This is a genomic window from Chryseobacterium sp. CBo1, assembly GCF_001693475.1.
Taxonomy (GTDB): domain Bacteria; phylum Bacteroidota; class Bacteroidia; order Flavobacteriales; family Weeksellaceae; genus Chryseobacterium; species Chryseobacterium formosense.
Genome location: NZ_MAUH01000031.1, coordinates 1 through 25865, shown reverse-complemented (window position 1 = coordinate 25865; position 25865 = coordinate 1). Strand labels below are relative to the sequence as shown.

The window sequence follows — 25865 nt, the reverse complement described above, 5'->3', positions numbered from 1 at the left end:
GATGTCTTTTACGAATTTTTCGGAACTTTTCTTTTTAGGTGTTTCCATAATTAAATGTAATTCTTTTTTTGAAAACACTCCTTAACTTTTATACTATATAATGTCTACTTTTTGCTGACGATTTACAGTAATACTTCAGAAGGAACAGCTGCGATTACTCAGATGAAAGAGCTTCAACAAAGTGGTCAGGTATTTACCAATCAACCAACCGATTTTTCTAAAAGTTCTGATAAAAAATACAGAACGATGAGATTGGCATTGTCTGCAACAGGTGAATATACAGCATTCCATGGTGGAACAGTTGCTTTAGCACTTGCTGCTATGAATACAACAATGACGAGAGTAAATGGGGTTTTTGAAAAAGATCTAGCTTTACACTTAAATATTCAGAATTATCCTGCCATTATTTACACTAATGCTGCTCAAGATCCTTACACAGGTAACTTAAATGTACAGTTGCAACAAACTTTAACATCGATAGTAGGAAATGATAATTATGATATCGGGCATGTATTTAATGCTGCGGGAAATAATGGAAATGCAGGATGTATTGGCTGTGTATGTATAAACCCAGCAACACCAACAACAACTGCAAAAGGATCAGGTTTTACACAAAGTACAAGTCCTGTAGGTCCTGGTTTTGATATTGATTTTGTAGCTCATGAAATGGGTCACCAATTGGGAGGTAATCATACATTTGCACATGCTTTAGAAGGATCCGGTACCAATGTTGAACCAGGCTCAGGATCTACAATTATGGGGTATGCCGGAATTACAGGTGCAACTACTGATGTACAGACAAATTCTGATCCATTCTTTCATAAAGTAAGTATACTTCAGATTCAGAATAATTTGAATGTAAAAGCTTGTGATGTGGAAACTACGATTAATAATAATCCACCAGTAATCGCTGCTTTACCTACATATAATATTCCTAAAGGAACTGCGTTTGTTTTAACTGCTTCTGCCACAGATCCAGAAAATGACCCGCTTACTTATATGTGGGAGCAAGTAGATAATGCTTCAGTTGTAATTAATAAAACAAATATTGGATCTACGACTACAGGGGCAACTTTTAGGTCATTGGTGCCTACAGCTAGTGCTACAAGATATTTTCCTAAGTTAGCATCAGTTTTAAATGGAGTTTTAGATAACTCTAACGATGAATGGGAATCAGTTTCAAAAGTAGCTAGAACTACAAAGTTTTCGGTTACAGTAAGGGATAATAATCCTATAGCAACACAACAACAAACTCAATTTGCTGAACAAACTATTGTTGTAGGTAATGAAGGTCCATTTAAACTAAATACAATTTTTGCAAACATCAGTATTCCTACTCCAATTGAATGGGATGTAGCAGGAACTAATGCTGCACCATACAATGTTGCTAATGTTAAAATTGACTATACTGTTGATAATGGTGCTACTTGGACTGTTTTGAGCGCTTCTACACCTAATGACGGAACAGAAAATTTCACGTTTGCATCATCTATGAATGGTCAAACGATTAAAGTGAGAGTATCTTCAATTGGAAATGTATTTTATGCGATAAAATCTATTACTGTAACTCAATTTGCTCCTTGTAATGGTACTGCACCATCAAGTATTGTAGTTAATAATGTTACAACTAGTTCTGCAACAGTAAACTGGGCGCCAGTTGCGAATGCTACTTTTGTAGTCAGATATAAAAAGATTGTTGATACGAGTTGGACGACTTTGACGACATCGTCAACAACTATTGTACTTCCGAATCTTCTTGATGGTACTGCTTATGAAGTACAAATAGCAACTGTTTGTAGTGGAACTCAAGGTAGCTTCTCCGCTTCTTCTAACTTTACTACAACAGCAATGACCACTTATTGTCCAGTAGTTTCAGGGGGTGCTACTGATGATTATATTTCAAATGTAAGTTTGGCTAATATGACTAATGCATCAGGTGCAAGTACTTATACTAGCTATGTTTCTAATCCTGCATTACAGATTAATTTAAATTCTGGTGCTACGTATACATTATCAATTACTAGAGCTTACTTGCAAAGTCCTGGTGGGCCTTATCCTGCAGCAACATCTGTATGGATGGATTACAATAGGAATGGTGTTTTTGAAGAGTCAGAGAGAATACTGACATCTCCTACCGCTAATGGTACTCCAAATCCTCTTACCTTCGCATTCACAGTTCCAAATAATGCAGTTCAAGGTCTTGGATTAAGAATGAGAGTTGGTATGCTATACGTAAATTCTGCAGGTGTATCTTTGATAGGAGCATGCGGTAATTATGCAAATTATTTAGGTGAGTTTGAAGATTATAATGTTGTAATCACTGGTAATTTGGCTACAAATGAATCTGGTACTGTAAAAAATAATGGAATTCAAATCTATCCAAATCCTGCAACAGATTTCTTGAATGTAACAAAAGTTTCTGATAAAGCGATGTATAAAATTTATAGCGCAGCAGGCCAGTTAATTTCTAGTGGAAATATTTTAAGTGGAAAAATTAATGTATCATCATTAATTAAAGGAGCTTATGTAATTTCTATTGAAGATAAAGGAAAAGAGAAATTTAATAGCAAGTTCATTAAAAAATAAAACCTTCGTTTTTAATACTTATAAATCCTCAGAATTGTCTGGGGATTTTTTTATTATTTTAGTTTTTAGTTGTGTTTAGTTAATTACTATTAAAAAAATATATGTAAATGTATTTATTGTTATTAAATTTGATTAGATTTGTATTGATTAAATAAATTTTGCCTATGAGGAAATCTTCTACATTTTTACTGCATCAACGTTGCTTGATAAGCCGTTTTTTACATCGAAACGTGTTGTTGCACCAGACTAAATTCTATGTCAGCCAGATACGAAATATGTACCTGTTGGCGTTTTTAGAAAAAATAGAATCAGTAATTACAGAAATGAATTCACTGATTTACTTAAAACGTAATACCACTTCATTGTATTTTTAATTTTTTACTATTTATGAAGAAATTTCTATTCTCGTGGCTATTGTTTATAGTCACATGCATCAATGCCCAGATAAATTTGGGTGTAGGAAGTACTACGACGGGGATTGCCCCCATCAGTACATATTATGGATATTCTTATGTTCAGCAAATTTTTCCTAAAACTGAAATTAATGCTGCAGCTGCCGGAAATATTACTGGCCTGAGATTTTATTTAAGTTCATCTGCTACCCTTACCAACTCTGCGAGTTGGACGGTGTATTTAGGACATACAACAAAAAACACTTTTGATTCTAATACAGATTGGATTCCTGTAACTTCTCTGACTCAGGTTTTTATAGGTACAGTTACAAATAATGCAGGGGTTGTCGAAATCACATTGCCAACACCTTTTGCATATAACAATACCGATAACTTAGTCATAGCAGCAAGAGAAACTTCTCCGGATTATGACTCGAACAATTTTGCGGAAGCAATGTATGTTTATACTACCGCTACCAATAGATCGATCTATTATAGAAGTGATCCTACAAATCCTAACCCGGCGGCACCACCGACGGCATTAGGTAGAAATAACTATAACTCGGCAACAACTATTTTAGGATTAGCTCCAAGTCCTATTCCTGCATGTCCTACAGTGACTGCTCCGGCAGCAGCTGCAACTGGTGTTAGTTTAACACCAGCAATTACTTGGAATTCAGTGAGTGGTGCAACGGGTTATCGATTGTCAGTGGGTACAACATCTGGTGGTACTAATATTATCAACAATCAAGATCTTGGAAATGTGACGACGTTTACAATTCCAGCAGCGGCAGGATTGCAGTATAATACTCAATATTATTATACCATAAGCTCTTATAGTGCTACTAATCCGTCTGCAGCATGTTCTGTGAGAAGTTTTACAACTCAAACCATTCCTTGTCCTGCGGTATCTGCTCCTGCAGCTGGTGCAGTAGGAGTTTCTACAACGCCGACCATTACTTGGGCTGCTGTGACTGGTGCTACAGGTTATCGATTGACAGTTGGAACGACAACTAATGGAACTCAGGTTTTAAATAATGTAGATTTGGGAAATGTTACATCATACACATTCCCTACTGCACTTCAAAATAATACGCAGTACTTCTACAGAGTAAATTCTTACAATGCAGGAGGATCATCAGCATCATGTACAGAAAGAAATTTTAGAACAGTATGTAACGCGGTTACTGTATTACCATGGACTGAGAATTTCAATACACTGACTCCTATTGGTACAGGCATTGTTCCTCCATGCTGGGTTCAGGTTGCCGGAACGTACTCTTGGGTGTCTTCAAGTGCTGCTGCCTCTACAACATCACCTGGTCCTAGATCTGCGCCGAATTATATGAGAATTCAGTACAGCAATACAAACCCAAGTCAATTGTGGACTCCATCATTTACGCTAAACGCGGGAACTACTTACGAGTTTTCATTCTACTACCATACTGGTGGAACAGCAACTAACTTGATCGGTTTTACCGGAAATGTATTGGTTAATACGGCTCAGAGTATGACGGGCGCTACAAATCTTACCACATTTATTACGGCGACTCAAGGTACAGCGGCTTACACGCAACATAAAATTTTCTATACTCCGGCAACAACTGGAAATTATACTTTTGGTTTAAATGTTTCATCCAATGGTACCCCTTGGTATTTAGGAGTAGATGATTTCCGATTAAGAGTTGCTCCTACCTGTATAGAACCATTAGGTGTAGTATCAACAGGTACTACAGGAAATACAGCGCAAATTTCTTGGAATGCACCTACAACTAACCCTGCCGGATATGAAATTTATTACAGCACCACAACTACTCCGCCTACTACTCCACAGGTAACAGGTATTCCGGGAACAAGTACGAGTTATACTGTTCCGGGTCTAAGCCCATCAACAGTATATAACATATGGGTTAAGGCTATTTGTAGTGCTACAGATCAAAGTGATTTATCAGAACCGGTTTCGGTGATGACGACACAAATTCCTGCAACCTTACCATATATTCAGCCATTTACAGGACCAAATGATTTTGGATTCTTAAATGGAACGCAAACCAATAAATGGGTTTACGGTTCTGCAACAGGGAATACAGGTAACTCGATCTATATTTCAAACACCACTGGAACAACGAATGCTTATTCAACATCAAATACTTCTGTTACACAAGCATACAGAGATATTTTAATTCCTGCCGGAACAACAATTGCAAACTTCTCTTTCGACTGGAAAGCACAGGGAGAATCAATTGGTAGTACACATTATGATTACCTAAGAGTATGGTTGGTTCCATCTAACTTTTTGCCTACTCCTGGAACACAAATTGGTGCTGCAACGGGTAGAATTCAAGTGGGACAGTTTAACCTTCAAGGTACTGCATGGCAGAATTTTTCTAATAACAGCTTAAATGTAAGTGGTTTTGCCGGAACAGTTATGCGTTTGGTATTTGAATGGAGAAATGATGGAAGTGGAGGCACACAGCCACCGGCAGCAGTAGATAATATTATATTAAGAGTTTGTAGTACAGATACACCAGTTGTTACTGTAACTCCGGCTTCTATTACACACAATTCTGCAACGATAGTTTGGCCACAGGATCCGGGAGGAGCATCTTATCAGATTAGATACAGACCGGTAGGTTCTACCCAATGGTTGCCTACGACTGGCCCAATCGGTGTAGCAGGTGTTTTAACACCAAATAACACTTATCAATTACAAGGTCTGTTATCATATACACTTTATGAAGTAGAAGTTGCTGCGGTTTGTAATACAACAAATGTTGGAGTTTTCTCTCATAATGAATTTACAACAAGATGTGATCCTACTCCTCCGAATATTACAATTAGTAATATTACCCCTACATCTGCTTTAATAACATGGAATCCACTTGCAGCTGGTTCTACTTATGAATTGCAATGGAAAGAAGTAGGTGCTCCAGTATGGAACCCTGTTTTACCTTCAACACCACAACCACCGGCAAATAGCTATTTGCTGCAAGGTTTAAGTTCTTATAAAACCTATGAAGTAAGGATACGAAATACATGTATCGGATCTACAACTCCTAACCCATGGTCTACATCTCAGGTGTTTACTACAGTAAGAGTTTGCGAAATTCCGCCTCCGGGATTAACGATCACTCAGTTGACTCCTACAACTGCTGAAGTTGTTTGGGATGCTTATACAGGTCCTGGAGCTACGAATACTTATATTTTAAGATATAGAAAAGTTGGAATTCCAAGCTGGACTAACGTAAATGTTAACACGAACACTCATACTTTGGTTGGATTATTAGAATTAACTAAATATGAAATGCAGGTTGCAAACATTTGTAGTGGTACTCCGGGTAACTTTACACCATTATACTATTTCACTACACCTACAGTAGTATATTGTCCGATGCAGTCTGGTAGTGCAGCTACAGAATTTATTTCAAAAGTTACTGCTAAACCTACAGGTAAGCCTGAAATGACAAATGCTACTGCTGGAGCTCCTTATTCAGACTTTACAGCCAACCCTGCGAAATTTATTGATATGATTCAAGGGTCTGCAGGTAACCAGATTATTGTTGATAAAACAATGTCTTCTGGAGGTAATGCTGGAGTAGCGGTTTGGATTGACTTTGACAGAAGCGGAACTTTCGATCTAAATGAAAGAATTTTAGCTGATGGTCCGAATACAAATGCAACAGCGAGTGCGACATTTGGTGTTCCGGTTAATGCTTATGTAGGTTCTACCGACAAATATGTTGTGATGAGAGTTGCAATGTCAAAAGACGGTATTCCTGTAAACTGTACAAATTTTGCTAACGGTGAAGTAGAAGATTATACTGTAAGAATCTCTAAATTACCTTCAGCGAATACAGTGAACCAAGACGAAATTCTTATCTATCCAAACCCTGTAAAATCAGTGTTGAATGTTAAGAATGTTAGCAAGAAAGCTAATTATAAGATTTACAGTGCTGCTGGTCAGTTAGTTTCAAGCGGTGTGATCTTAAACAATAAGATCGACGTGAGCAGATTGATCAATGGAGTATATGTAATAGATATTGATGATGTTCAGGGTACTGCCCAGAAAAAATTCATCAAAGAATAATACTTAATAAATAAGATAAGCTCTCAGAAATGAGAGCTTATTTTTTGGCAATATTTTTAAAATTAAGTAAAACAAAAGTCCCGCTGAAATTTTCAGCGGGACTTTGTTTATTCTATATCAAAGATAATTTTTTCCGTTTGTTCTTTTAAATCTTCAAGATTAGTATTGTTATAGATAATGCAGTCGGCAAGTTTTATTTTGTCCTTTTCAGGCATTTGTTTTTCCATAACAGCTTGTACTTCTCTGTAGGTCTTTCCGTCACGATCCATTACCCTTTTAATTCTGAAATTATCCTCTGCAGTAACTAAGACTGAACGATAACATTGAAGATTTAGTTTTAATTCAAATAATAACGCAGTCTCTTTAAAAACAAGATACTTTTTTTGTTTCTTTACCCAATCTTCAAAATCAATTCGAACTGCCGGATGAATGATTCCGTTTAAGCTTTGCAGTAAATCTTTATTATTAAAAACCTTTTCAGCGACGAATTTTCGGTTGTAAAAACCATTTTCATCATAAGCTTGATTACCTAAAAGTTCTTTGATTTTTAGCTTTAAATCCTCATTATCATTCACAATATCTTTTGCTCTGTCATCCGAGTAATACACCGGGAATCCGCATTCTTCAATGAATTTGGCAACAGTAGTTTTTCCGGAACCGATTCCGCCTGTTAAACCAATGATTTTGGGAGCAGATAACGGGTCAGGTTCTAATTTCTGGGTTTCTGAATGTAGTTCTTCCATAATTAAAAATTAATATCCAAAAACATCATTAAAACTAAAAGTCTCATCCAGTCTTACCCCTTTTTCAGTCATTTTAAGACTTGCCAATTCGTGATGAGCATCGTGCTCGAAAAACAACAGATAATCATTATCTACACATTGTTTCAGAAATTTTCCTTTTTCTTCTAAAGTTAAAAGTGGTCTTGTATCATAACCCATCACATACACATGAGGAATGTGTCCTGCTGTAGGAATTAAATCCGCCGCAAAAACAATCGTTTTTTCCTGATATTGAAGTACAGGAAGCATTTGTTTTTCAGTATGACCATCAACAAAAATTACATCCATTTTCAGATCCGGAGCAAATCCATAATTTCCGTTTTGAGGAAGTGGTAAAAAATTCAGTTGACCACTCTCCTGAATCGGAAGAATATTTTCCTTTAAGAAACTTGCTTTTTCTCTTGCATTAGGTTCGGTAGCCCATTGCCAATGGTTTTCGTTCGTCCAGAACTGTGCATTTTTGAATGCTGGTCTGTAACCTGTTTTGTCATCGTTCCATTCAATTGCGCCACCGCAGTGGTCGAAATGAAGGTGGGTTAAGAAAACATCGGTGATGTCTTCTCTTACGAAACCATATTTTTTTAAGTTTTTGTCTAAATTGTCGTCCCCCCAAAGCGAATAATGCCCGAAAAATTTATCGTCCTGTTTGTTTCCAAGACCGCAATCTATTAATATCAATTTTTTTCCGTCTTCTACAAGAAGAGAACGTGTTCCCAGTTCAATTAGATTTTTTTCGTCTGCAGGATTGGTTTTTTCCCACAGACTCTTTGGGACGACTCCAAACATCGCTCCACCGTCGAGCTTAAATTTTCCACATTGTATAGGATATAGTTTCATATAGTATTTTTATTTTTATTTTAATTGGTTACTAATTTGAAATTCATCAAATCGTATTTTTTCAATACATCAAATATTGGTTTTGTTTTAGAAAATGTAGTTTCAGAACTGCCGATAATATAAATTTTAGAATTTCTCATATATTCTAGATTACTTTTAATGAAGTTTTCAATTTCAACTTTATCATTCGAAACTAAATGTTTTTTGCCTAAAGAAATTTTATAATTATCATCTCTAATTTCAATTTTTACTGAATCAATTTTTTTTAAAATCTCTACTTCATTATTTGTTGCAAATCTTGTTTCTTTAGATTTAAAGATCAAAGTCGGAGCAATAGTTAAGAGAAGAAAAAATATGGAAAGACCTATTTTTTTCATATTAAAATAATTCCCCCGGATTTTTTGGTCTTGCTATATTCAAATGTTTATAAGCTTTATCTGTCACTTCTCTTCCTCTCGGAGTTCTGATGATAAACCCTTCCTGAATCAGAAATGGTTCATAAACTTCCTCCAAAGTCTCAGGATTTTCCGCAATAGATGTTGCTAAAGCCGAAATTCCTACAGGTTTTCCTTTGAAATTTTCGATCATCACACGCATTATTTTGTTATCCATTTCGTCCAGACCAAATTCGTCTACATTTAATGAATTTAAAGCATATTTTGTGATCTCAATTTCAATTTCTCCGTTACCTTTGATCTCTGCAAAATCCCGGACTCTTCTCAAAAGCGCATTCGCAATTCTAGGAGTTCCTCGGCTTCTTCTTGCAATTTCAATGGCTGCATCTTCATAAATTTTCACGCCCAAAACTCTTGAACTTCTGATAATAATCATCGATAATAATTCAATCGTGTAATATTCCAGTCTGCTCTGAATTCCGAATCTTGCCAACATAGGTTTTGTCAACATTCCGCTTCTTGTCGTAGCACCTACTAAAGTAAAAGGATTCAGACTAATCTGAACACTTCTCGCATTTGGGCCTGTTTCAAGCATAATATCAATTTTATAATCTTCCATTGCAGAGTACAGATATTCTTCCACAACAGGCGAAAGTCGATGGATCTCATCGATGAAAAGAACATCATTTTCCTCAAGATTGGTCAATAAACCTGCTAAACTTCCGGGTTTATCCAAAACAGGACCGGATGTAATCTTACAATTTACACCGAGTTCATTCGCAATAATATTGGCTAAAGTAGTTTTTCCTAAACCTGGAGGACCATGTAAAAGAACATGATCGAGCGCACCGCCACGTTTTTTGGCAGCGGTTACGAAAACTTCAAGATTTTCTAAAGTTTTTCTCTGTCCTGCGAAATCCTTGAAACTCTGCGGGCGAATTTGCTCCTCCTGCATAAGTTCCTCGTTGGAGTAATTGTCTTTATCTGGATGTAAAAAATCAGGCATTAATTCAGTTTCATTTACCGTAAAGATAGGAAATTTAGGTTTAGGCTGATAGGGAGATTAAGGAAAAAGTTGGCATTTGAATACAACAGATATTTTAAGTATTTTTGAGAGAGAAAATTTTAAAGATAAAAATTGTTCAGTTTATAACGATGTAGAGATTCCTACGGAATGACAAAAAGTACGCACCGTTTGTCATTCCGTAGGAATCTAGGCAAAATGATATTAAAAAAGTTACAGAATTATTTTTTATCTAAACTTTAGCTTTAAACTAAATAAATGAGATTAATTGGTCCTTTCAAGCAAGTGGTAACTCTTGCCAATCTCCCGTTAAGAGGAAAACTTTCTGACGAACAACTTGAAATTATTGTTGATGGCGGAATTTTAATTAATAATGATAAAATCCAGCAAGTCGGAAATTTTGAAACATTAAAATCAGAAAATCAAAATTTAGAAATCGAAATGATTGAAGGAGTGCAAATTGCACTTCCAGCTTTCGTAGATTCTCACACCCATATTTGCTTTGGCGGAAACCGTGCAAATGATTTTGCCATGCGAAATGCCGGGAAAACATATCTTGAAATTGCTGAGAGTGGCGGAGGAATCTGGAGTTCGGTTCAGCATACCAGAAATGCTTCGGAGGAAGAATTATTAAAAACTTTATTGGAAAGAATAGATTTTTTAATTTCTCTTGGAATTACAACAATTGAAGTAAAAAGCGGTTATGGTTTAGATGTTGAAAACGAACTGAAAATGCTTCGAATCATCAAAAAAGCTCAGGAACAGACAAAAGCGACATTAGTTCCGACTTGTCTTTCAGCTCATTTAAAGCCGAGAGATTTTGAAGGAAGTAATGAAGAGTATTTACAATATATTTTAAAAGAAATTTTACCAAAAGTAAAAGAAGAAAACCTCGCAAAACGAGTTGATATTTTTATTGAAAAATCTGCATTTCAACCTGAAGAAAGTAAAGAATTCTTACTTAAAACTAAAGAATTAGGTTTTGAAATTACAGTTCATGCAGACCAGTTTACTCCGGGAAGTTCAAGAATTGCAGTCGAAGTTGGCGCAAAATCTGCAGATCATCTGGAAGCAACGATTGATGAAGATATTGAGTTTTTAGCAAAATCAGATACGGTGGCAACAGCTTTGCCGGGTGCAAGTTTAGGATTGGGTGAAAAATTTACTCCTGCAAGAAAATTATTAGATGCAGGAGCAATTGTAGCGATTGCAAGCGATTGGAATCCGGGTTCTGCTCCAATGGGAAATTTAATTACGCAAGCTTCAATATTAGCGACATTTGAAAAGTTGACAACAGCTGAAGTTTTGGCTGGAATGACTTTCCGTTCGGCTTTTGCGCTTAATCTGGATGACAGAGGAAGTTTAAAAGAAGGTCTGAAAGCAGATTTTGTTACTTTTAAAACAAATAATTTCCAGAATGTTCTCTATAATCAGGGAAGTCTGAAAGCCGAAAATGTATACATTGATGGGAATAAAATAAAATAGCATGGGAATTTTCGATAAAGTTTTTGGAAAGAAAGAAGAAAATGAGGAAGCAGAAATCAAAACATATAAAGATTTCTGGGATTGGTTTATGACTAAAGAAAAAGATTTTTTTGAGGTTGTGAAAAACCATAATAATATCGAAACAGATTTCTTTGATCTACTGGCTTCAAAGCTAAAACAGCTTAATGAAGGATATTATTTTCTTTGTGGAATGAGTCAGGACGAAATAGCAGAATTGATAATTACTGCAGACGGAGATATTAAAAATATTGTTTTTGCAGAAGAACTTGTCGCAGAATCTCCGAAGCTTGACCGATGGAAATTTACTGCATTAAAGCCCGAAATGAATCTAGACCACGGAATCAAAATGGATGGAAGAGATTTTTCAAAGGAAAATATTTCCTTTTATTCGAATGAGATTGATGATTATCCCGATGAAATTGATATTACTTTCGTTTATGATGGTTTAAATAAAGAAAACAAAAATGCTTGCGTAACCGGAGTTTGTGTTTTTTTAGACAATTTCTTAGGCGAACTTAATTTTGCTACACAAATTGACACATTTAATGTAATCGGTAGAGACGATGCTGAGAAAGAGCTTGTTCCTATTTCGAAGCTGAAGGATTTTTTATCCTGGCGTGAAAGAGAATTTACAGAGAAATATAAGAATGTAAAAAACTTTGGAGAAGAAGATCAATATACCATTTTAGAAGCAACTTTAAAAAACGGACTTCCTTTGATTGCAACCATCAATACTTCTTTATTGAATTATGATTCCAAAGCTTCTTATCCTTGGATTTCTGTTTTGAAAGTTGAATATAATGGTGAAAATAACAACGGACTTCCCGAAAAAGAAGACTACGAAAAGTTGAGCAATATTGAAGAAAAGATGATTGAGGCATTGAAAATTGAAGAAGGAAATCTGTATATCGGTAGAGAAAACGCTGAAAACCTAAAGGAAAGTTATTTTGCCAGTAAGGATTTCAGGAAACCATCGAAAATTTTGCGACAGGCAATTAAAGATAATCCGGAATATAAAATGTCACTTGAAATTTATAAAGATAAATATTGGCAGAGTTTTGAACGTTATAATGTAAATCAAAATTAATTTAAAATGATTTGGCAAGGAAGATTAGATGGTGAAGAATTACTTTATCACAGAATATTTCAGAGAGTAAAAGTGGAAACCAACTATGATGCGGTTTCAACGAACGATTTCGTTTTACACGGATTTGCCGTTGATGAAGGGGTTCGCAGAAATAAAGGAAGACAGGGCGCAAAAGATGCCCCGGATCTTATCCGAAAAAATATGTCGAATTTCCCTGTTGTTTTACCAAATTTTTCTCTTCTCGACTTCGGAAATATTACCTGTGAAGACGGCAATCTTGAAAATACTCAGAATGAGCTGGCAAAAAATGTTTCTAAAGTTTTATTGAAAGGTGGTAAATCTTTGGTTCTTGGTGGTGGTCATGAAGTCACATTTGGTCATTATCGTGGGGTAAGAACTGCCTTTCCTGAACAGAAAATAGGTATTATTAATTTTGATGCTCATTTTGACAACAGACAGCCTGAAAATGGAGTAGGAGCAAGCTCTGGAACAGGTTTCTGGCAAATTGCTCAGGAAGGAGAAATCAATTCTTTACATATCGGAATCCAGAGAAATTCTAATACTTTGAAATTGTTTGATACCGCACATCAGTTCGGAATGAAATACATTCTTGCCGATGAATTATTTTTTGAAAACCTTCCGTCGGTATATGAAAGAGTAAATGAACTTGCAGATTCGGTTGATGTTCTTTACATGACGATTTGTATGGATGTTTTCAATGCTTCCATTGCGCCGGGAGTTTCGGCTTCCGCTTACAACGGGATTTTTGCAGATGCAGCTTTTATGCATTTGTATAAACATATTCTTAGAAACGAAAAACTGGTTGCTTTGGATATTGCAGAAGTTAATCCGCATTTTGATATTCAGGATCGTACGGCAAGATTGGCGGCGAGTTTGGCGAATGAATGGTTGATGATTTAGTAAGAATTGAGCAGATTATGCAGATTTATTGAATTAAGATCGGCTCAATCTCCTTACTCTGGTGAACGTTTTTAATACGATTCATTCGAACGAATTCATTTTAAAGAAATAAAATGTTTTAGCCTAAATAAATACATTTTATAGAATTTATCAGTAATTATATATGATATAAGGAACAGTATTTGTTGCCTTAAAAATGCTTATCCAAAAAGCAGAAGATTTGTTATGAATCTTTAAAAATGGAAAATCTAACATGGAAAATTTAATAGAAAACAAGCTGTTAAAGGCTGATCAGGCTTTTCAGGAATGGAAGAAAGTTCCGTTTGAAGAAAAACAGAAACTCATTGCACAAGCTGCAGAAATTTTTAAATCTAAATCTGAAATTTTTGGCGAAATCATCACCAGTGAAATGAATAAACCCATCTCTCAGGCTATTTCTGAAGTTGAGAAATGTGCTTTAATGATGAATTATTATGCTGAAGCTGAGAATATTTTAAGTCCGGAAAAAATAGAATCTGAATATAAAATTTCAGAAATCCATTATGTCCCGAAAGGAGTAATATTAGGAGTAATGCCTTGGAATTTCCCTTTCTGGCAGGTTTTGAGATTTGCGACACCTGCAATTTTGGCTGGAAATACAGTTGTTTTAAAACATGCATCCATTTGTTTCGGAAGCGGAAACGCTATTGAAAAAGTTTTTATCGAGGCAGGTTTTCCTGAAGGCGTTTTCCAGAATCTGGAAGTTGGTCATGGCGAAGTAAAAGAAATTTTAGAACATAAAACCATTAAAGGAGTAAGTCTTACCGGAAGTGAAAGAGCAGGAGCGGAAGTGGCTGCAACAGCTGGTAAAAACATTAAAAAATCTTTACTTGAGCTAGGTGGAAGCGATGCGTTCATCGTTTTGAATGATGCGGATCTTGATGAAGCTGCGAAATCTGGTGCTTTGGCAAGACTTCAGAATTGCGGACAAACCTGTGTTGCGGCTAAAAGATTTATTATTCAGAGAGACATTGAGTTTGATTTCCTTCCCAAGTTTATTGAAGAATATAAAAAATACGTTCCGGGAGATCCGAAACTAAAAGAAACAAAATTATGCGGAATGGCAAGACCCGATTTGGCAGATGATCTGGAAAAACAATATCAGAAGGCTTTAGATCATGGTGCAGAAGCAATTATTCCGTTGGAAAGAATCTCTGTGAATGAATTTAATCCCGGATTAATCAGAGTAGAAGAAGGAAACCCTATTTTGCAGGAAGAATTATTTGGTCCTCTGGGAATGGTGATGATTGCCGAAAATGATGATGAAGCTTTAGAAATGGCGAATAATATTCCTTTTGGTTTGTCGAATGCAGTTTGGACAAAAAATAAGGAACGTCAACAATTTTTTATTGATAATCTTGAATCCGGAACAGTGAATATCAATAGAATGACAAGTTCTGACCCTCGTTTTCCGTTTGGAGGTACAAAGTCTTCCGGTTATGGAACCGAGCTTTCTTTACTGGCTTTAAAAGAGTTTGTGACGGCGAAAACGATTTTAGGTAAATAAACATAAAAAAACTCCCGATTCAATCGGGAGTTTTCATTTATATATCAAAGATAATAATATTAAATCGTCGTTAATCTCAAAGTATTTGTCTTTCCACCTTCGTAAGACGGTGTTGCGTTGATGTTGATCACAAAATCTCCGCTTTCAATGTAACCGTGGTTGTGCGTTAACATATTTACCTGAATGATGGTTTCATCAGTTGGCTTATTCATATCATAATAATAAGCACGAACTCCCCAAAGTAAATTAAGCATGGTGATTACTCTCTTATTTCCGCTGTAAACGATAATGTGAGAATTCGGTCTGTGAGCCGACAATTGGAAAGCAGTATAACCAGAACTCGTTAAAGTTACAATTGCAGCTACATTTGTACTTTTTGCAATTCTTACTGCTGCAAGACAAACTCTGTTCGTAATAAAACGCTCATCGATGCAGTTGTAATCTTTTTCAATAGGCTCATTTTTGTGCTGATAGAAATTGGTCATTTCGATATTCTTCACAATTTTTGCCATATTTTCAACCACTTGAACAGGATATCTACCTACAGAAGTTTCCCCTGAAAGCATTACCGCATCAGCTCCGTCCAATACAGAGTTGGCAACGTCATTTACTTCAGCTCTTGTTGGCGTTAAACTGTTGATCATCGTTTCCATCATCTGTGTAGCGATAATTACAGGTTTTGAGTAGAATCTGGCTCTTTCAACCAGGTTTTTCTGAATCGCAGGAACTTCTTCCATCGGAACTTCTACACCCAAATCTCCACGGGCAACCATCAATCCGTCACATTCCAATAAAATCTGATCAATATTTTTTACTCCTTCAGGTTTTTCAATTTTCGCAATAATTGGAGTTTTAAACTTACCATTTTTATGCTTAGAAATAAGTTCTTTCAAATCAATAATATCCTGTGCATGACGTACGAATGAAAGCGCAATCCAGTCTACTTCCATATCCATCATGAAATTAGCATCCTGAATATCTTTTTCAGTCAAAGCCGGAAGAGAAACATTGGTATTCGGAAGGTTTACCCCTTTTTTAGAACTCAAAGGTCCACCCTGAATTGTTTTAGCTTTTACAGTGTCAATTTTATTCGTTTCAAGAACCTCAAGAACAAGTTTCCCATCGTCGATCAAAATTCTTTCCCCAACATTTACATCCTGAGGAAACTGCTGATACGTCATGTAAACTTTCGTAGAATCTCCTTCGATTTTTTCATTGGTAAATGTAAGAATGTCTCCCGGGTTTAGGTAAGAACCTTCTTTTACAACACCTACTCTTAGTTTTGGACCCTGCAAATCTCCTAAAATGCTTACGGAGTAACCGTATTCTTTATTAAGATCTCTGATGATTTCTATATTGGAACGAACTAAATCGTAATCTGCGTGGGAAAAATTGATTCTAAAAACGTCAACACCCGCTCTCATCAATCCTAACATTACCTCCTTCGATGATGAAGCAGGCCCAAGTGTTGCGATAATTTTTGTCTTCTTTAAATACTTATTCATAATACTGTATTATTTGATAGAGTTCTTCTTCAGAACTCAGATTGTAATCCTGAATCGGAAATGCAAGATTTTCAGCCAGCAAAATTACGGAAAAATCAGGAAATTGTTCCGAACTATGCAGAATATATTCTACTTCTGGATGATTATTTAATAAAAATTTAATGTTTTCTTCTTCTGCGAAGAGCTCAGTTTGTAATTTTTTTTGATTACTTTCTGAAGATTTGTTGGAGATAAATGTAAAACAGGTTTTGGTGTGCTTGTGGTAAGCTTCAAACCTGGGAAAATAAAAGTCATAATAGATCCCGTGAAAAACAAGATCTTTTATTCTTGAAAACTTTAAATCATTGTGTTGATTGATTTTGAAAAAAAACTCATGATCCGGGATATGTTTTACTAATCTTACCAAGGCAATGGCAATATCTTCAAATTCTATATCGTCAATATCATAAAGTTTTTGGATTTCCAAGTATATTTTCTTTTTTATTTAAAATATAAAATGCTCTCTGAGCAGCTTTTTCTTCAGCTTTTTTCTTCGAAGTTTCCGTGGCATTCGAAATCTTCTCATCCCCAAGCCATACATGACAGCGGAAAACGATCGATTTGTTTACCTGAATTTCTTCGCAGGTTTCGTACTTTATATTCAGCTTCTTTTTCTGGCTCCATTCCAGCAAAAGACCTTTGTAGCTTACAATTTTATTTTCAAGCTTGTTGATTTCCGTTGGCGTGAGCAGTCTCTCCAAAACGATTCTTTTGCAGGTTTCGTATTGGAAATCTAAATAAACTGCACCAATTAACGCTTCAAAGAGATTCCCTGAAATGTTTTCGCCTAAGGCAACAGAATTGTTTTTTTGTAAAAGATCGGTAAGCTTTAAATCTTCTCCTAATTTATTGAGATTTTTCCTATTTACAATCTTCGATTTCATCTGCGTCATGTATCCTTCATTAGCTTTAGGATAGGTTTGAAACAAATGGCACGAAATAATTGTACCCAAAACAGAATCTCCTAAAAATTCAAGTCTTTCGTAGTTACTTTCCTGATTTTTAGAAGAAGTTTTAATTGAAAAAGCTTCGCGGTAAAAACTCATATTCTGAACATCAGTGCCTAAAATTTTATTTAGCTCTGTAGTCAGGAAATAGTCTCTTTCCGTAAGTTGTCTTTTTCTTTTTTTGAGAAGGAATTTAGAAAAGTATTTCTGTAACTCCATTCAGTAATAATTAGATTTTCTTAAACAGAACGCAGGCATTGTGCCCACCAAATCCAAAAGTATTACTCATGGCTACTTTTACATCTTTTTTTACAGCTTCATTGAATGTGAAATTCAATCTGCTGTCGATGTTCTCATCATCAGTAAAATGGTTGATGGTAGGAGGAACAACACCATGAATAATAGTTCCTAAAGCAGCAATTGCTTCAATAACTCCGGCTGCACCCAAAAGGTGACCCGTCATTGATTTTGTAGAATTAATCTGAATGTCGTAAGCGTGCTCACCCAATAATTTTGAGATTGCGCTGGATTCTGCAATGTCTCCTAATGGAGTAGATGTACCATGCATATTGATGTGATCTACTTCATCAGTAGTTAATCCTGCATCTTCCAGACAATTTTTCATTACCAGATAAGCTCCTAAACCTTCAGGATGAGGTGCCGTCATATGATGTGCATCTGCACTCATACCGCCACCTAATAATTCTGCATAGATTGTTGCACCACGCTTCACAGCGTGTTCGTACTCTTCAAGGATGATACAGCCTGCTCCTTCTCCCAAAACAAATCCATCTCTGTCTTTGTCGAAAGGTCTTGATGCAGTTGTAGGATCATCGTTTCTTGTTGAAAGTGCCATCATTGCATTAAATCCGCCAACGCCACTTGCCGTAACGGCAGCTTCAGAACCCCCGCAAACGATAACGTCTGCTTTACCGAGCTGAATAAGCATTTTAGAATCAATTAAAGCATTTGCTGATGATGCACAAGCAGACACTGTAGTATAATTGGGACCATGGAAACCATATTCAATAGAAATATGACCAGGTGTAATGTCCGCAATCATTTTAGGAATAAAGAAAGGATTAAATCTCGGGATGTCTGTATTTGCCCAGCCCAAAACTTCGGTTTCGAAAGTCTCCAAACCACCAATTCCTGATCCCCAAATCACTCCGACTCTGTTTTTATCAACATTGTCTTCCATGATTTTTGAATGACTTACTGCCTCTCTCGCAGCAACCAATCCAAGCTGGGTGTTTCTATCCATTTTTTTAGCTTCTTTCTTATCGAAATGGTCTAATGGATTGAAGTTTTTCACCTCGCAAGCGAACCTTGTTTTGAAGTTTGTGGCATCAAAAAGAGTAATAGGAGCGGCTCCGCTCTTGCCTTTTACAAGGCTTTCCCAGTATTCATTCGCATTATTACCGACGGGTGTTATTGCGCCAAAACCGGTTACAACTACTCTTTTTAATTCCATAAACTTTTAAAATTTTCTTTGTTGAAGAATATTATTTATTTACTACTTCTTCTATATAAGCGATAGCGTGCCCTACAGTAGTAATTTTTTCAGCTTGGTCATCAGGGATTTGAATATTAAATTCTTTTTCAAATTCCATGATTAACTCAACTGTATCTAGTGAGTCTGCTCCTAAATCATTTGTGAAGCTAGCCTCAGGAGTTACTTCTGTTTCTTCAACGTCAAGCTTATCAGCGATGATAGCTTTTACTCTTGATGCAATGTCTGACATAGTAAATTATTTTTTTTAATTGTTAGATGGTGCAAATATATAAAATTCTTTACGATAAAACATTTTTTTAGTCTTTTTTGTGGGTAGAGTATTTATTATTTATTATATTTTGAGATACTTATTTCGTTATCAGTGATTTATATTCCGGAGAATTTTTCAGGTCTTTTTAGTCAGTTATTTCTTTTAGTTTTAAATAAGCCTTTACGCATTCATGTGATTGTTGTTTATATGATTTGGAGTTATTTTGATTGATTTTAAAATAGCCTTTACAGTTACAACCGCCAAGGTAAAATTCTATATTTGTGGACTAATTTTAAGCATTAAATAATGTCGGCTACTGCTCTTAAGCTTGTTCCTATGATAGATTTTGTGATTGAATATTATTCTCATGAAGGTTATGCAGATCTTCATACACTTAATCTTATGAATAATTATGCAAATTTTCTCAGATTGCCACTTGCTTTAAATATGTTTGTACCTGTAGATCGATCAGGAAATATTCTGAAAGAACCTAAGAGTTTTGACAGCTGGAAATCTCTTGCCCATAATCAGATTATTGATGATGAATATCAGACGGAACTTAACGAATATAAAGCTTATCAAAAGGCAAAAGGAAAGTGTCTTTTCGGAGATTTTAAAGTTGCATACAATGGTTTTTCTGTCGTGAGAATTGTTGCTTCCTATGACCATAATTTGGAATTGTCATTCAGCAAAACAGAAAACATTTTTCAAGGCTTTAATACTGTAGAATCTCTTATCCGATTTGATGAAATATTTCTGACTAAAGCTGTCTTGAAGAAAATAGGTTTAAAGATCTGATATTTCAGAATTGGTGATGTATTAAATTTTATTAGTATAATTGTTAATAATAATTCACTATGTCAATTTATATAACAAAAAAAATACTAATTTTAGTGCTTTGAAATTTGAGCTGTAAAATTTCTGCTCTTATTTTAAGTCTTCTTCTTGTTTATTATAATGTTGTGGATTTATATGTTTAATGGTTTTTAAAGAAGGAGCCTGTAAAAAAAACATTAAAACACCATATCATGAAAATGAACCTCCCTCATTCTCTTTCGGAAAACTACCGAAAGAAATTTCCCAATTTCCTTTTAGATAAAATGGATGACTTTTATGTAAACCGCTTGCACAAAGAATGGAACGGAAAGCATATTCTTCGTGGAGCAATTCCTTCCGAAAATTCAATTAATCTATCAAGTAATGATTATCTGCACTTGTTCAGAGATTTTGAAATTCTAAACTCTGAAACTCAAAATTTTGATGAGACTCCCGGAACGCCTTTGATGTCGGCTTCCTTCATTCATGGTGATGCACCTCAAGCTGTTCTGGAAAAAAGAATGGCTTCTTTTTTTGAATCTGAATCAGCCTTGCTTTGTCAGTCAGGATATGTGGCGAATCTTGGTCTATTGCAGGCTTTGGTGGAAGATACAGATGTTCCGGTGTATATTGATATGATGGCGCACATGAGCCTCTGGAACGGTATTCGTCTTGGAAACGGCAAAGCGATCCCTTTTTTACATAATGATATTAACTATCTGAAAAGAAAGATTGAAGAGCATGGCGCGGGAATAATCGTTGTGGATTCTGTGTACAGCAGCGACGGAAGTGTGGCTCCTTTGTCAGATATTGCAGAAATTGCTAGAACGAAACATTGTACTTTGGTAGTAGATGAGTCCCATTCATTGGGAACCCATGGTCCGGATGGAAAAGGACTCGTTGTAGAATTGGGAATTACAGATGTTGTTTTGTTTAGGACGGCGAGTCTGGCTAAAGCTTTTGCTTCACGTGCTGGCTTAATTTTATGTCCGGAAGAATTCGGAGATTTCTTTAATGTGACTTCCAAACCGCAAATATTCAGTTCTGCATTAATGCCTTTTGATATTAAAAGTTTAAATACTGTATTAGATTTGATCAATTCGGAAACAGGAAGCGACAAGAGATTGAAATTAGACTATAATTCAAAACAATTAAAGAGTTTTTTGCAGGAAAAAGGAATAGATGTAAACGAGAGCCAGTCACAAATAATTGCCCTTAAAGCTAATTCTGAAAGCAAAATCATGCTTTTGAAAGAAATTTTAGAAAACGAACAGGTTTTTGGAGCTCCTTTCTGCACACCTGCCACTTCGAAAAAGAGACCTGTTTTGCGATTTTCTCTTCACTCGGAATTGCAGCTTAATCAACTCGAATATGTTGCTGCGGCCTGTGAAAAAGCTTTTTCGGTACTTAAAATATAAAGTTTTTTATATGGGATTTATTTTGTTCTTGCTTGAATTTTTTTAAGCAAGAACTTTAAATATCTAATATGTGGTAAAATAAATTGTATAAAAAAAGAGAAAATGTAATGTTTACAAATTCTCTTTAGTTTAAAAAGTGGAGTTGGAGGGACTAAGTTTTTAAATCTGTTAAAATCTTGATTAATGTATAAATGCTTTGTATAAAGGCTTTTTAAGATTGTTTAATTAATTTAAATTTATTGAAATTAAACTATATTTGAATTTTTTGGGTACAACTTTGGGTACAACTTTAAATTTTAATCATTTTAATTATGGCATCAGTAAGTTTTTTTATTAGAGGAAAAGTAGCGGATAAAGAAAGTACAATTTGGGCAAAGTTTAGAGATAAGGATATTGATATACGTGTTCCTGTTCCGTATTTGAGCTGTAAACCAAAAGAATGGAAAGAGGGAAGGTGTAAAATGCCGTCTAAAAAAATGCATAAAGATGATACCGAAACTATAAACACTCGTCTTTCACAATTAGAAGCTAATATTATTTCAAGTTATATAAATGATATTCCTGAAGTAGATTTAAAAGAATGGCTTAAATCAATTATAGAACCTACAACTTTAAAACCTGAAGATAGTAATTATTCAGATGATGTGATTACTTTTATTGATACTTATATTTCTTTAAAAAAAGATAGTGTTACGGAATCGACTATTAAGAAAGCTAATGTTGTTAAGCAATTAATGATAAGATATATAGCGGATAGAAAAATCAGAAAGAAAACATTTAGAGGATTAAAGTTTAAAGATTTAGATAATTCTTTTAGAATTGATTTTGAAGATTATTGTAATAAGGAGAGTTATAAGATTTCAACTACATATCGCAATCTTAAATTCTTAAAAATGATTTGTAAAGTTGCAGGTTCTTTTGATATTGAAGTTCATAAGCATGCGGAATTATGGAAATTTGAAGTTGAAAAAGCGACAAAGCATATCCCAAAATCAATTTACTTAACTTTTGATGAATTGGATAAAATAGAGCACAAAGAAATGCCATATGATTATTTAGATAACGCAAGAGATTGGCTACTTATCTCCTGTTATACAGGGCAACGTGTGAGTGATTATATGAGGTTTAATTCTTCTATGATTGTGGAGGATAGTGAGGGACAGAAATACATTGAATTTACACAGCAAAAGACTAATGCTAAGATGCAAATTCCTTTATTAAAAAAAGTCCAAGATATTTTAGCAAAACGAAACGGAGAATTTCCCCGAAAAATATCAGATGTAAACCTAAATCTTTATATCAAAGAAGTATGTGAGATTGCTGAAATAGATGAGATTGTATATAACGGTAGAACAGAGACAATAACTAAAGATGGGAAGAATATTACTCGTAAAGTTTTTGGTAATTTTCCGAAACATAAACTTATTACATCTCATATAGGTAGAAAAAGTTTTGCTTCTAACTTTTATGAGAAAATTCCTACTACTTATTTGCTTAATTTTACAGGGCATACAACGGAAAAGCAATTGTTGGCATATATTAATAAAACAGAAGTAGAAAAAGCAAAATCTACTGCTAAAATATTTAATAGTTTAGGATATTAATTAAGAACATTATGCAGAAAATCGACAATATCAAGAATAATCTTCAATCTATCAATGTATATGACAGGCATACATTAGAAAAATTTATGCTTGGCAAGAATGTAACTCTTTTTGATGAAAAACAAAATGCTATTGGAAAGATTAATATTGTTGAACATTTGATACCGATTGATAAAGAAATGAAAGAAGCTGTTAAAAGCAAAGGATTCATGTATGTTCTGGCTTTTGACTCCTTTAATGGTTCTTCAAATACTGAAAATATCAGAATCATTAACTATTTTGATTTCATTGAACAGAAAAATAATTACTCTGATATTTTACTACAGGATTTCACATCGGTTCTTATCCAAATTGAAAAAGATTTAGAAGATTATATATTAGACAATTCTAAAACTGATATAGAAGGAATAAAAAACTTTATCAATTTTGAACTTTTGCAACAATTTCATAATTGTAGAGAAAAAATAAAAGAAAATCTTACTTACTATGGATTTGCACCATTAGTTTTTTCCAATCCTGTTACATTCTACGTTGATATTGAAAATATAAAAAAGATTTCTGGATTGTTTAATAAATCAATGTTACGGATAGTAGAAAATCATAAAAAGTATATCGATAAAACTTCTACTTTCTATAAGACATATAAAGAAGAAAATAAATTTATTTTAAAAAAGGAAAAGAATCATAAAAAGGAAAATAAACATGAAAACAATATTGTCTGGAAAGATATATTTAAAGAAAAATCTACATATAAACAATTCCTAAAATACGCTAAAAATCATATAGTCAATGGGTTTATAGATTATTCATTCCTCTTTCAAAAGATGAAACAATTAGAACTCGTTTTTAATCATAAACATTTTAAATATATTGACTGGTTGAATGAAAATAACTTCATTACTGAAAAAGACTACGAGGAATTTGTAAAAAATGCGGGCTTCAGAAGTCTTAGCAAAGCATATTCAGAACAAAGAGAAAATAATTTCAGTAATATTTTTAATTTGTAATTCTCAATCGGAAAAAACTTCCGAAAATCGGAAAACCCGCTCCTATACCTTTGTATCATAATAATAAAACAAAAAAATATGATACAATTAATTTCAATTTCAAAAGATGAACTCATGCAGGAATTTGAGCTAATAGTCTACAAGGTATTAGAAAAAATGCACCAAGAACAAACACCACAAGATCTGAAAGAGTTTTATACTCGTGAGGAAACTGCAAAATTATTAGACGTCAGTCTTACAACACTTTTTCATTGGAATAATGATGGAACTCTAAAAAATACTAAGCTGGGTAAAAGAGTTTATTATTCTAAAATTGAGGTTTTAGCTCGTTTAAATCCTTAAACCTGCAATCATGGGAAATTCTAGATAATCCCATTTTTAGAGTTAGATTTTTCTTCTCAATCTTTTCAATCTCCAAAATTTTAACCAATCAAGATATAGCTATAGTAAAGTACTATGGAGAGCTAAAGCTATGCTTAAAATTAAATATTAATCTGCAATGGGAATACCATTGTTTAAACTCAAAAATTTATGTTCTCACTTATAACAAATGTAAAAAACCGAAATATTATCGGACAAATAAATTCCGTAGCCGAGTTTGTTGAACATCTTAAAGATGCAAAAAGAATAGAGGTTTCCGAAATCTTAAAATTACGAGAAATCAAAGTGAAAAATAATGATTATCAAACGATAAAAATGGCTCTACCTTGTATTTGTTTTAACTATACATTTAAAAATAATTACATCAATGCTGATAACGCAGATAAATCTACAGGATATTTATACTTTGATATAGATGGAGAGAAAGACTTTGATTATGATACAACTTATGTTACAGCATTATGGCGTAGTGTAGGTGGAAATGGATTTGGACTGTTAGTAAAAGTAAGAAACCTTTTAAAAGAGAATTTCAAAGAAAGCTATGAGTATATAGTAAATATTTTAGGTATTCCCTATGATAAAGCTTGTAATGATCGTAGCAGAATTAATATTATTAGTTTTGATACAGAAGCTTATTATAATGAGTATGCTGATGAAATAGATTTAATTGAATTTAATGCAACCTTCATAAATGAACTTAAAAAACTCCCCCATACCAATAATAATAAAAAAAACAATTTAGGTTACTCACATAATGGGGGAGGAAACATTAGGTTTAATAATTTGTCAGATGTCTTGGCTAAAAAAGATTTCAAGTTTAATGAAGAAGGATATTATGATTTTGGAAAAAATAAAATAGAATATTGTAAATGTTATACACCTCGTAAGATTATACCAAAAGGGTTAAGAAATCAGAGATTAGTTGCTTACGCCTACTGTATGATTTCTATAAATCCCGCAGCAAGTTTTACCATGTTTAAGCGTTATTTACAAAAATATAATGATAAATGTCGCCCACCTCTTGAAATGGAGGAAATTGATGAAATAGCTACTAAAATTTATAATTCAAGAGGAAAAGTTGAAGCAAAGAATTGTACGTCTTCAAACTAACTTGGACATTTTGGAATAAATCCTTAAGGAGTATTTAGGGTTATAAATTTATTAATTTCTGTTGAAAATACAACTGTCTTCTTTTTCGGATTGAATCCGATTTTATTTG

At 34.3% G+C, this 25865-nt stretch carries 21 protein-coding genes; 12 read left to right on the top strand and 9 right to left on the bottom strand.

Annotation, left to right across the window (positions count from 1 at the left end; genetic code table 11):
- Positions 1-162: 162 nt before the first annotated feature.
- Positions 163-2586, top strand: coding sequence for a reprolysin-like metallopeptidase (locus BA768_RS14665; protein ID WP_228388443.1), 2424 nt, complete (start codon positions 163-165; stop codon positions 2584-2586).
- Between the two features lie 387 nt (positions 2587-2973).
- On the top strand, positions 2974-7065 hold the full coding sequence (locus tag BA768_RS14660; protein WP_083206695.1) for a fibronectin type III domain-containing protein: 4092 nt from the start codon (positions 2974-2976) through the stop codon (positions 7063-7065).
- Between the two features lie 107 nt (positions 7066-7172).
- Here BA768_RS14660 and coaE read toward each other — a convergent pair whose 3' ends face one another.
- The 4 genes from coaE to ruvB are packed head-to-tail and all read right to left on the bottom strand — an operon-like array spanning position 7173 to position 10085.
- The gene (gene coaE / locus BA768_RS14655; protein WP_065721370.1) at positions 7173-7808 is read right to left on the bottom strand and encodes a dephospho-CoA kinase; all 636 of its coding nucleotides are present in this window, start codon (positions 7806-7808) and stop codon (positions 7173-7175) included.
- 9 nt (positions 7809-7817) lie between these two features.
- Entirely contained in the window at positions 7818-8684 is an 867-nt protein-coding gene (locus tag BA768_RS14650; protein ID WP_065721369.1) for an MBL fold metallo-hydrolase, read from the bottom strand.
- Between the two features lie 20 nt (positions 8685-8704).
- Positions 8705-9061, bottom strand: coding sequence for a hypothetical protein (locus tag BA768_RS14645; protein WP_065721368.1), 357 nt, complete (start codon positions 9059-9061; stop codon positions 8705-8707).
- A gap of 1 nt (position 9062) precedes the next feature.
- A complete protein-coding gene (ruvB, locus tag BA768_RS14640; protein ID WP_034679106.1) occupies positions 9063-10085 on the bottom strand; it encodes a Holliday junction branch migration DNA helicase RuvB in 1023 nt (340 codons plus the stop codon).
- Between the two features lie 276 nt (positions 10086-10361).
- Between ruvB and hutI the strand changes: the two genes are divergently transcribed.
- From hutI to BA768_RS14620, 4 genes are all read left to right on the top strand, one after another.
- Entirely contained in the window at positions 10362-11588 is a 1227-nt protein-coding gene (gene hutI / locus BA768_RS14635; protein WP_065721367.1) for an imidazolonepropionase, read from the top strand.
- Position 11589: 1 nt separating this feature from the next.
- Positions 11590-12696, top strand: a complete 1107-nt coding sequence (locus tag BA768_RS14630) for a DUF695 domain-containing protein (protein WP_065721366.1) — start codon at positions 11590-11592, stop codon at positions 12694-12696.
- 6 nt (positions 12697-12702) lie between these two features.
- Complete coding sequence (gene hutG / locus BA768_RS14625) at positions 12703-13617, top strand: formimidoylglutamase (protein ID WP_065721365.1); 915 nt, start codon at positions 12703-12705, stop codon at positions 13615-13617.
- 253 nt (positions 13618-13870) lie between these two features.
- Complete coding sequence (locus BA768_RS14620; RefSeq protein ID WP_065721364.1) at positions 13871-15163, top strand: aldehyde dehydrogenase family protein; 1293 nt, start codon at positions 13871-13873, stop codon at positions 15161-15163.
- 59 nt (positions 15164-15222) lie between these two features.
- Here the strand turns inward: BA768_RS14620 and pyk are convergent, their stop codons facing one another.
- The 5 genes from pyk to BA768_RS14595 are packed head-to-tail and all read right to left on the bottom strand — an operon-like array spanning position 15223 to position 19399.
- The gene (gene pyk / locus BA768_RS14615) at positions 15223-16668 is read right to left on the bottom strand and encodes a pyruvate kinase (protein ID WP_034679113.1); all 1446 of its coding nucleotides are present in this window, start codon (positions 16666-16668) and stop codon (positions 15223-15225) included.
- Positions 16661-17134, bottom strand: a complete 474-nt coding sequence (locus BA768_RS14610; protein WP_034679116.1) for an IPExxxVDY family protein — start codon at positions 17132-17134, stop codon at positions 16661-16663. Before BA768_RS14610 ends, pyk begins: the two co-directional genes overlap by 8 nt.
- Entirely contained in the window at positions 17112-17873 is a 762-nt protein-coding gene (gene rnc, locus BA768_RS14605) for a ribonuclease III (protein ID WP_065721363.1), read from the bottom strand. The genes BA768_RS14610 and rnc overlap by 23 nt, the downstream gene beginning before the upstream one ends.
- 10 nt (positions 17874-17883) lie before the next feature.
- Complete coding sequence (gene fabF / locus BA768_RS14600) at positions 17884-19128, bottom strand: beta-ketoacyl-ACP synthase II (protein ID WP_034679121.1); 1245 nt, start codon at positions 19126-19128, stop codon at positions 17884-17886.
- 31 nt (positions 19129-19159) lie between these two features.
- Positions 19160-19399: an acyl carrier protein gene (locus BA768_RS14595; RefSeq protein ID WP_002976354.1), complete on the bottom strand. Its 240-nt coding sequence runs from the start codon at positions 19397-19399 to the stop codon at positions 19160-19162.
- Between the two features lie 327 nt (positions 19400-19726).
- Between BA768_RS14595 and BA768_RS14590 the strand changes: the two genes are divergently transcribed.
- The 6 genes from BA768_RS14590 (at position 19727) to BA768_RS14565 (ending at position 25756) form a co-directional block, all read left to right on the top strand.
- A complete protein-coding gene (locus BA768_RS14590) occupies positions 19727-20218 on the top strand; it encodes a hypothetical protein (protein WP_065721362.1) in 492 nt (163 codons plus the stop codon).
- 230 nt (positions 20219-20448) lie between these two features.
- The gene (cqsA, locus tag BA768_RS14585) at positions 20449-21654 is read left to right on the top strand and encodes an alpha-hydroxyketone-type quorum-sensing autoinducer synthase (protein ID WP_083206694.1); all 1206 of its coding nucleotides are present in this window, start codon (positions 20449-20451) and stop codon (positions 21652-21654) included.
- Positions 21655-21965: 311 nt separating this feature from the next.
- Positions 21966-23258 (top strand): phage integrase SAM-like domain-containing protein, encoded by a 1293-nt coding sequence (locus tag BA768_RS14580; protein ID WP_065721360.1) that lies wholly within the window; start codon positions 21966-21968, stop codon positions 23256-23258.
- An 11-nt stretch (positions 23259-23269) separates the two neighbouring features.
- The gene (locus BA768_RS14575) at positions 23270-24265 is read left to right on the top strand and encodes a hypothetical protein (RefSeq protein WP_065721359.1); all 996 of its coding nucleotides are present in this window, start codon (positions 23270-23272) and stop codon (positions 24263-24265) included.
- Positions 24266-24343: 78 nt separating this feature from the next.
- Complete coding sequence (locus BA768_RS14570) at positions 24344-24607, top strand: helix-turn-helix domain-containing protein (RefSeq protein ID WP_065721358.1); 264 nt, start codon at positions 24344-24346, stop codon at positions 24605-24607.
- A 189-nt stretch (positions 24608-24796) separates the two neighbouring features.
- Complete coding sequence (locus BA768_RS14565; RefSeq protein ID WP_065721357.1) at positions 24797-25756, top strand: BT4734/BF3469 family protein; 960 nt, start codon at positions 24797-24799, stop codon at positions 25754-25756.
- Positions 25757-25865 lie beyond the last annotated feature (109 nt).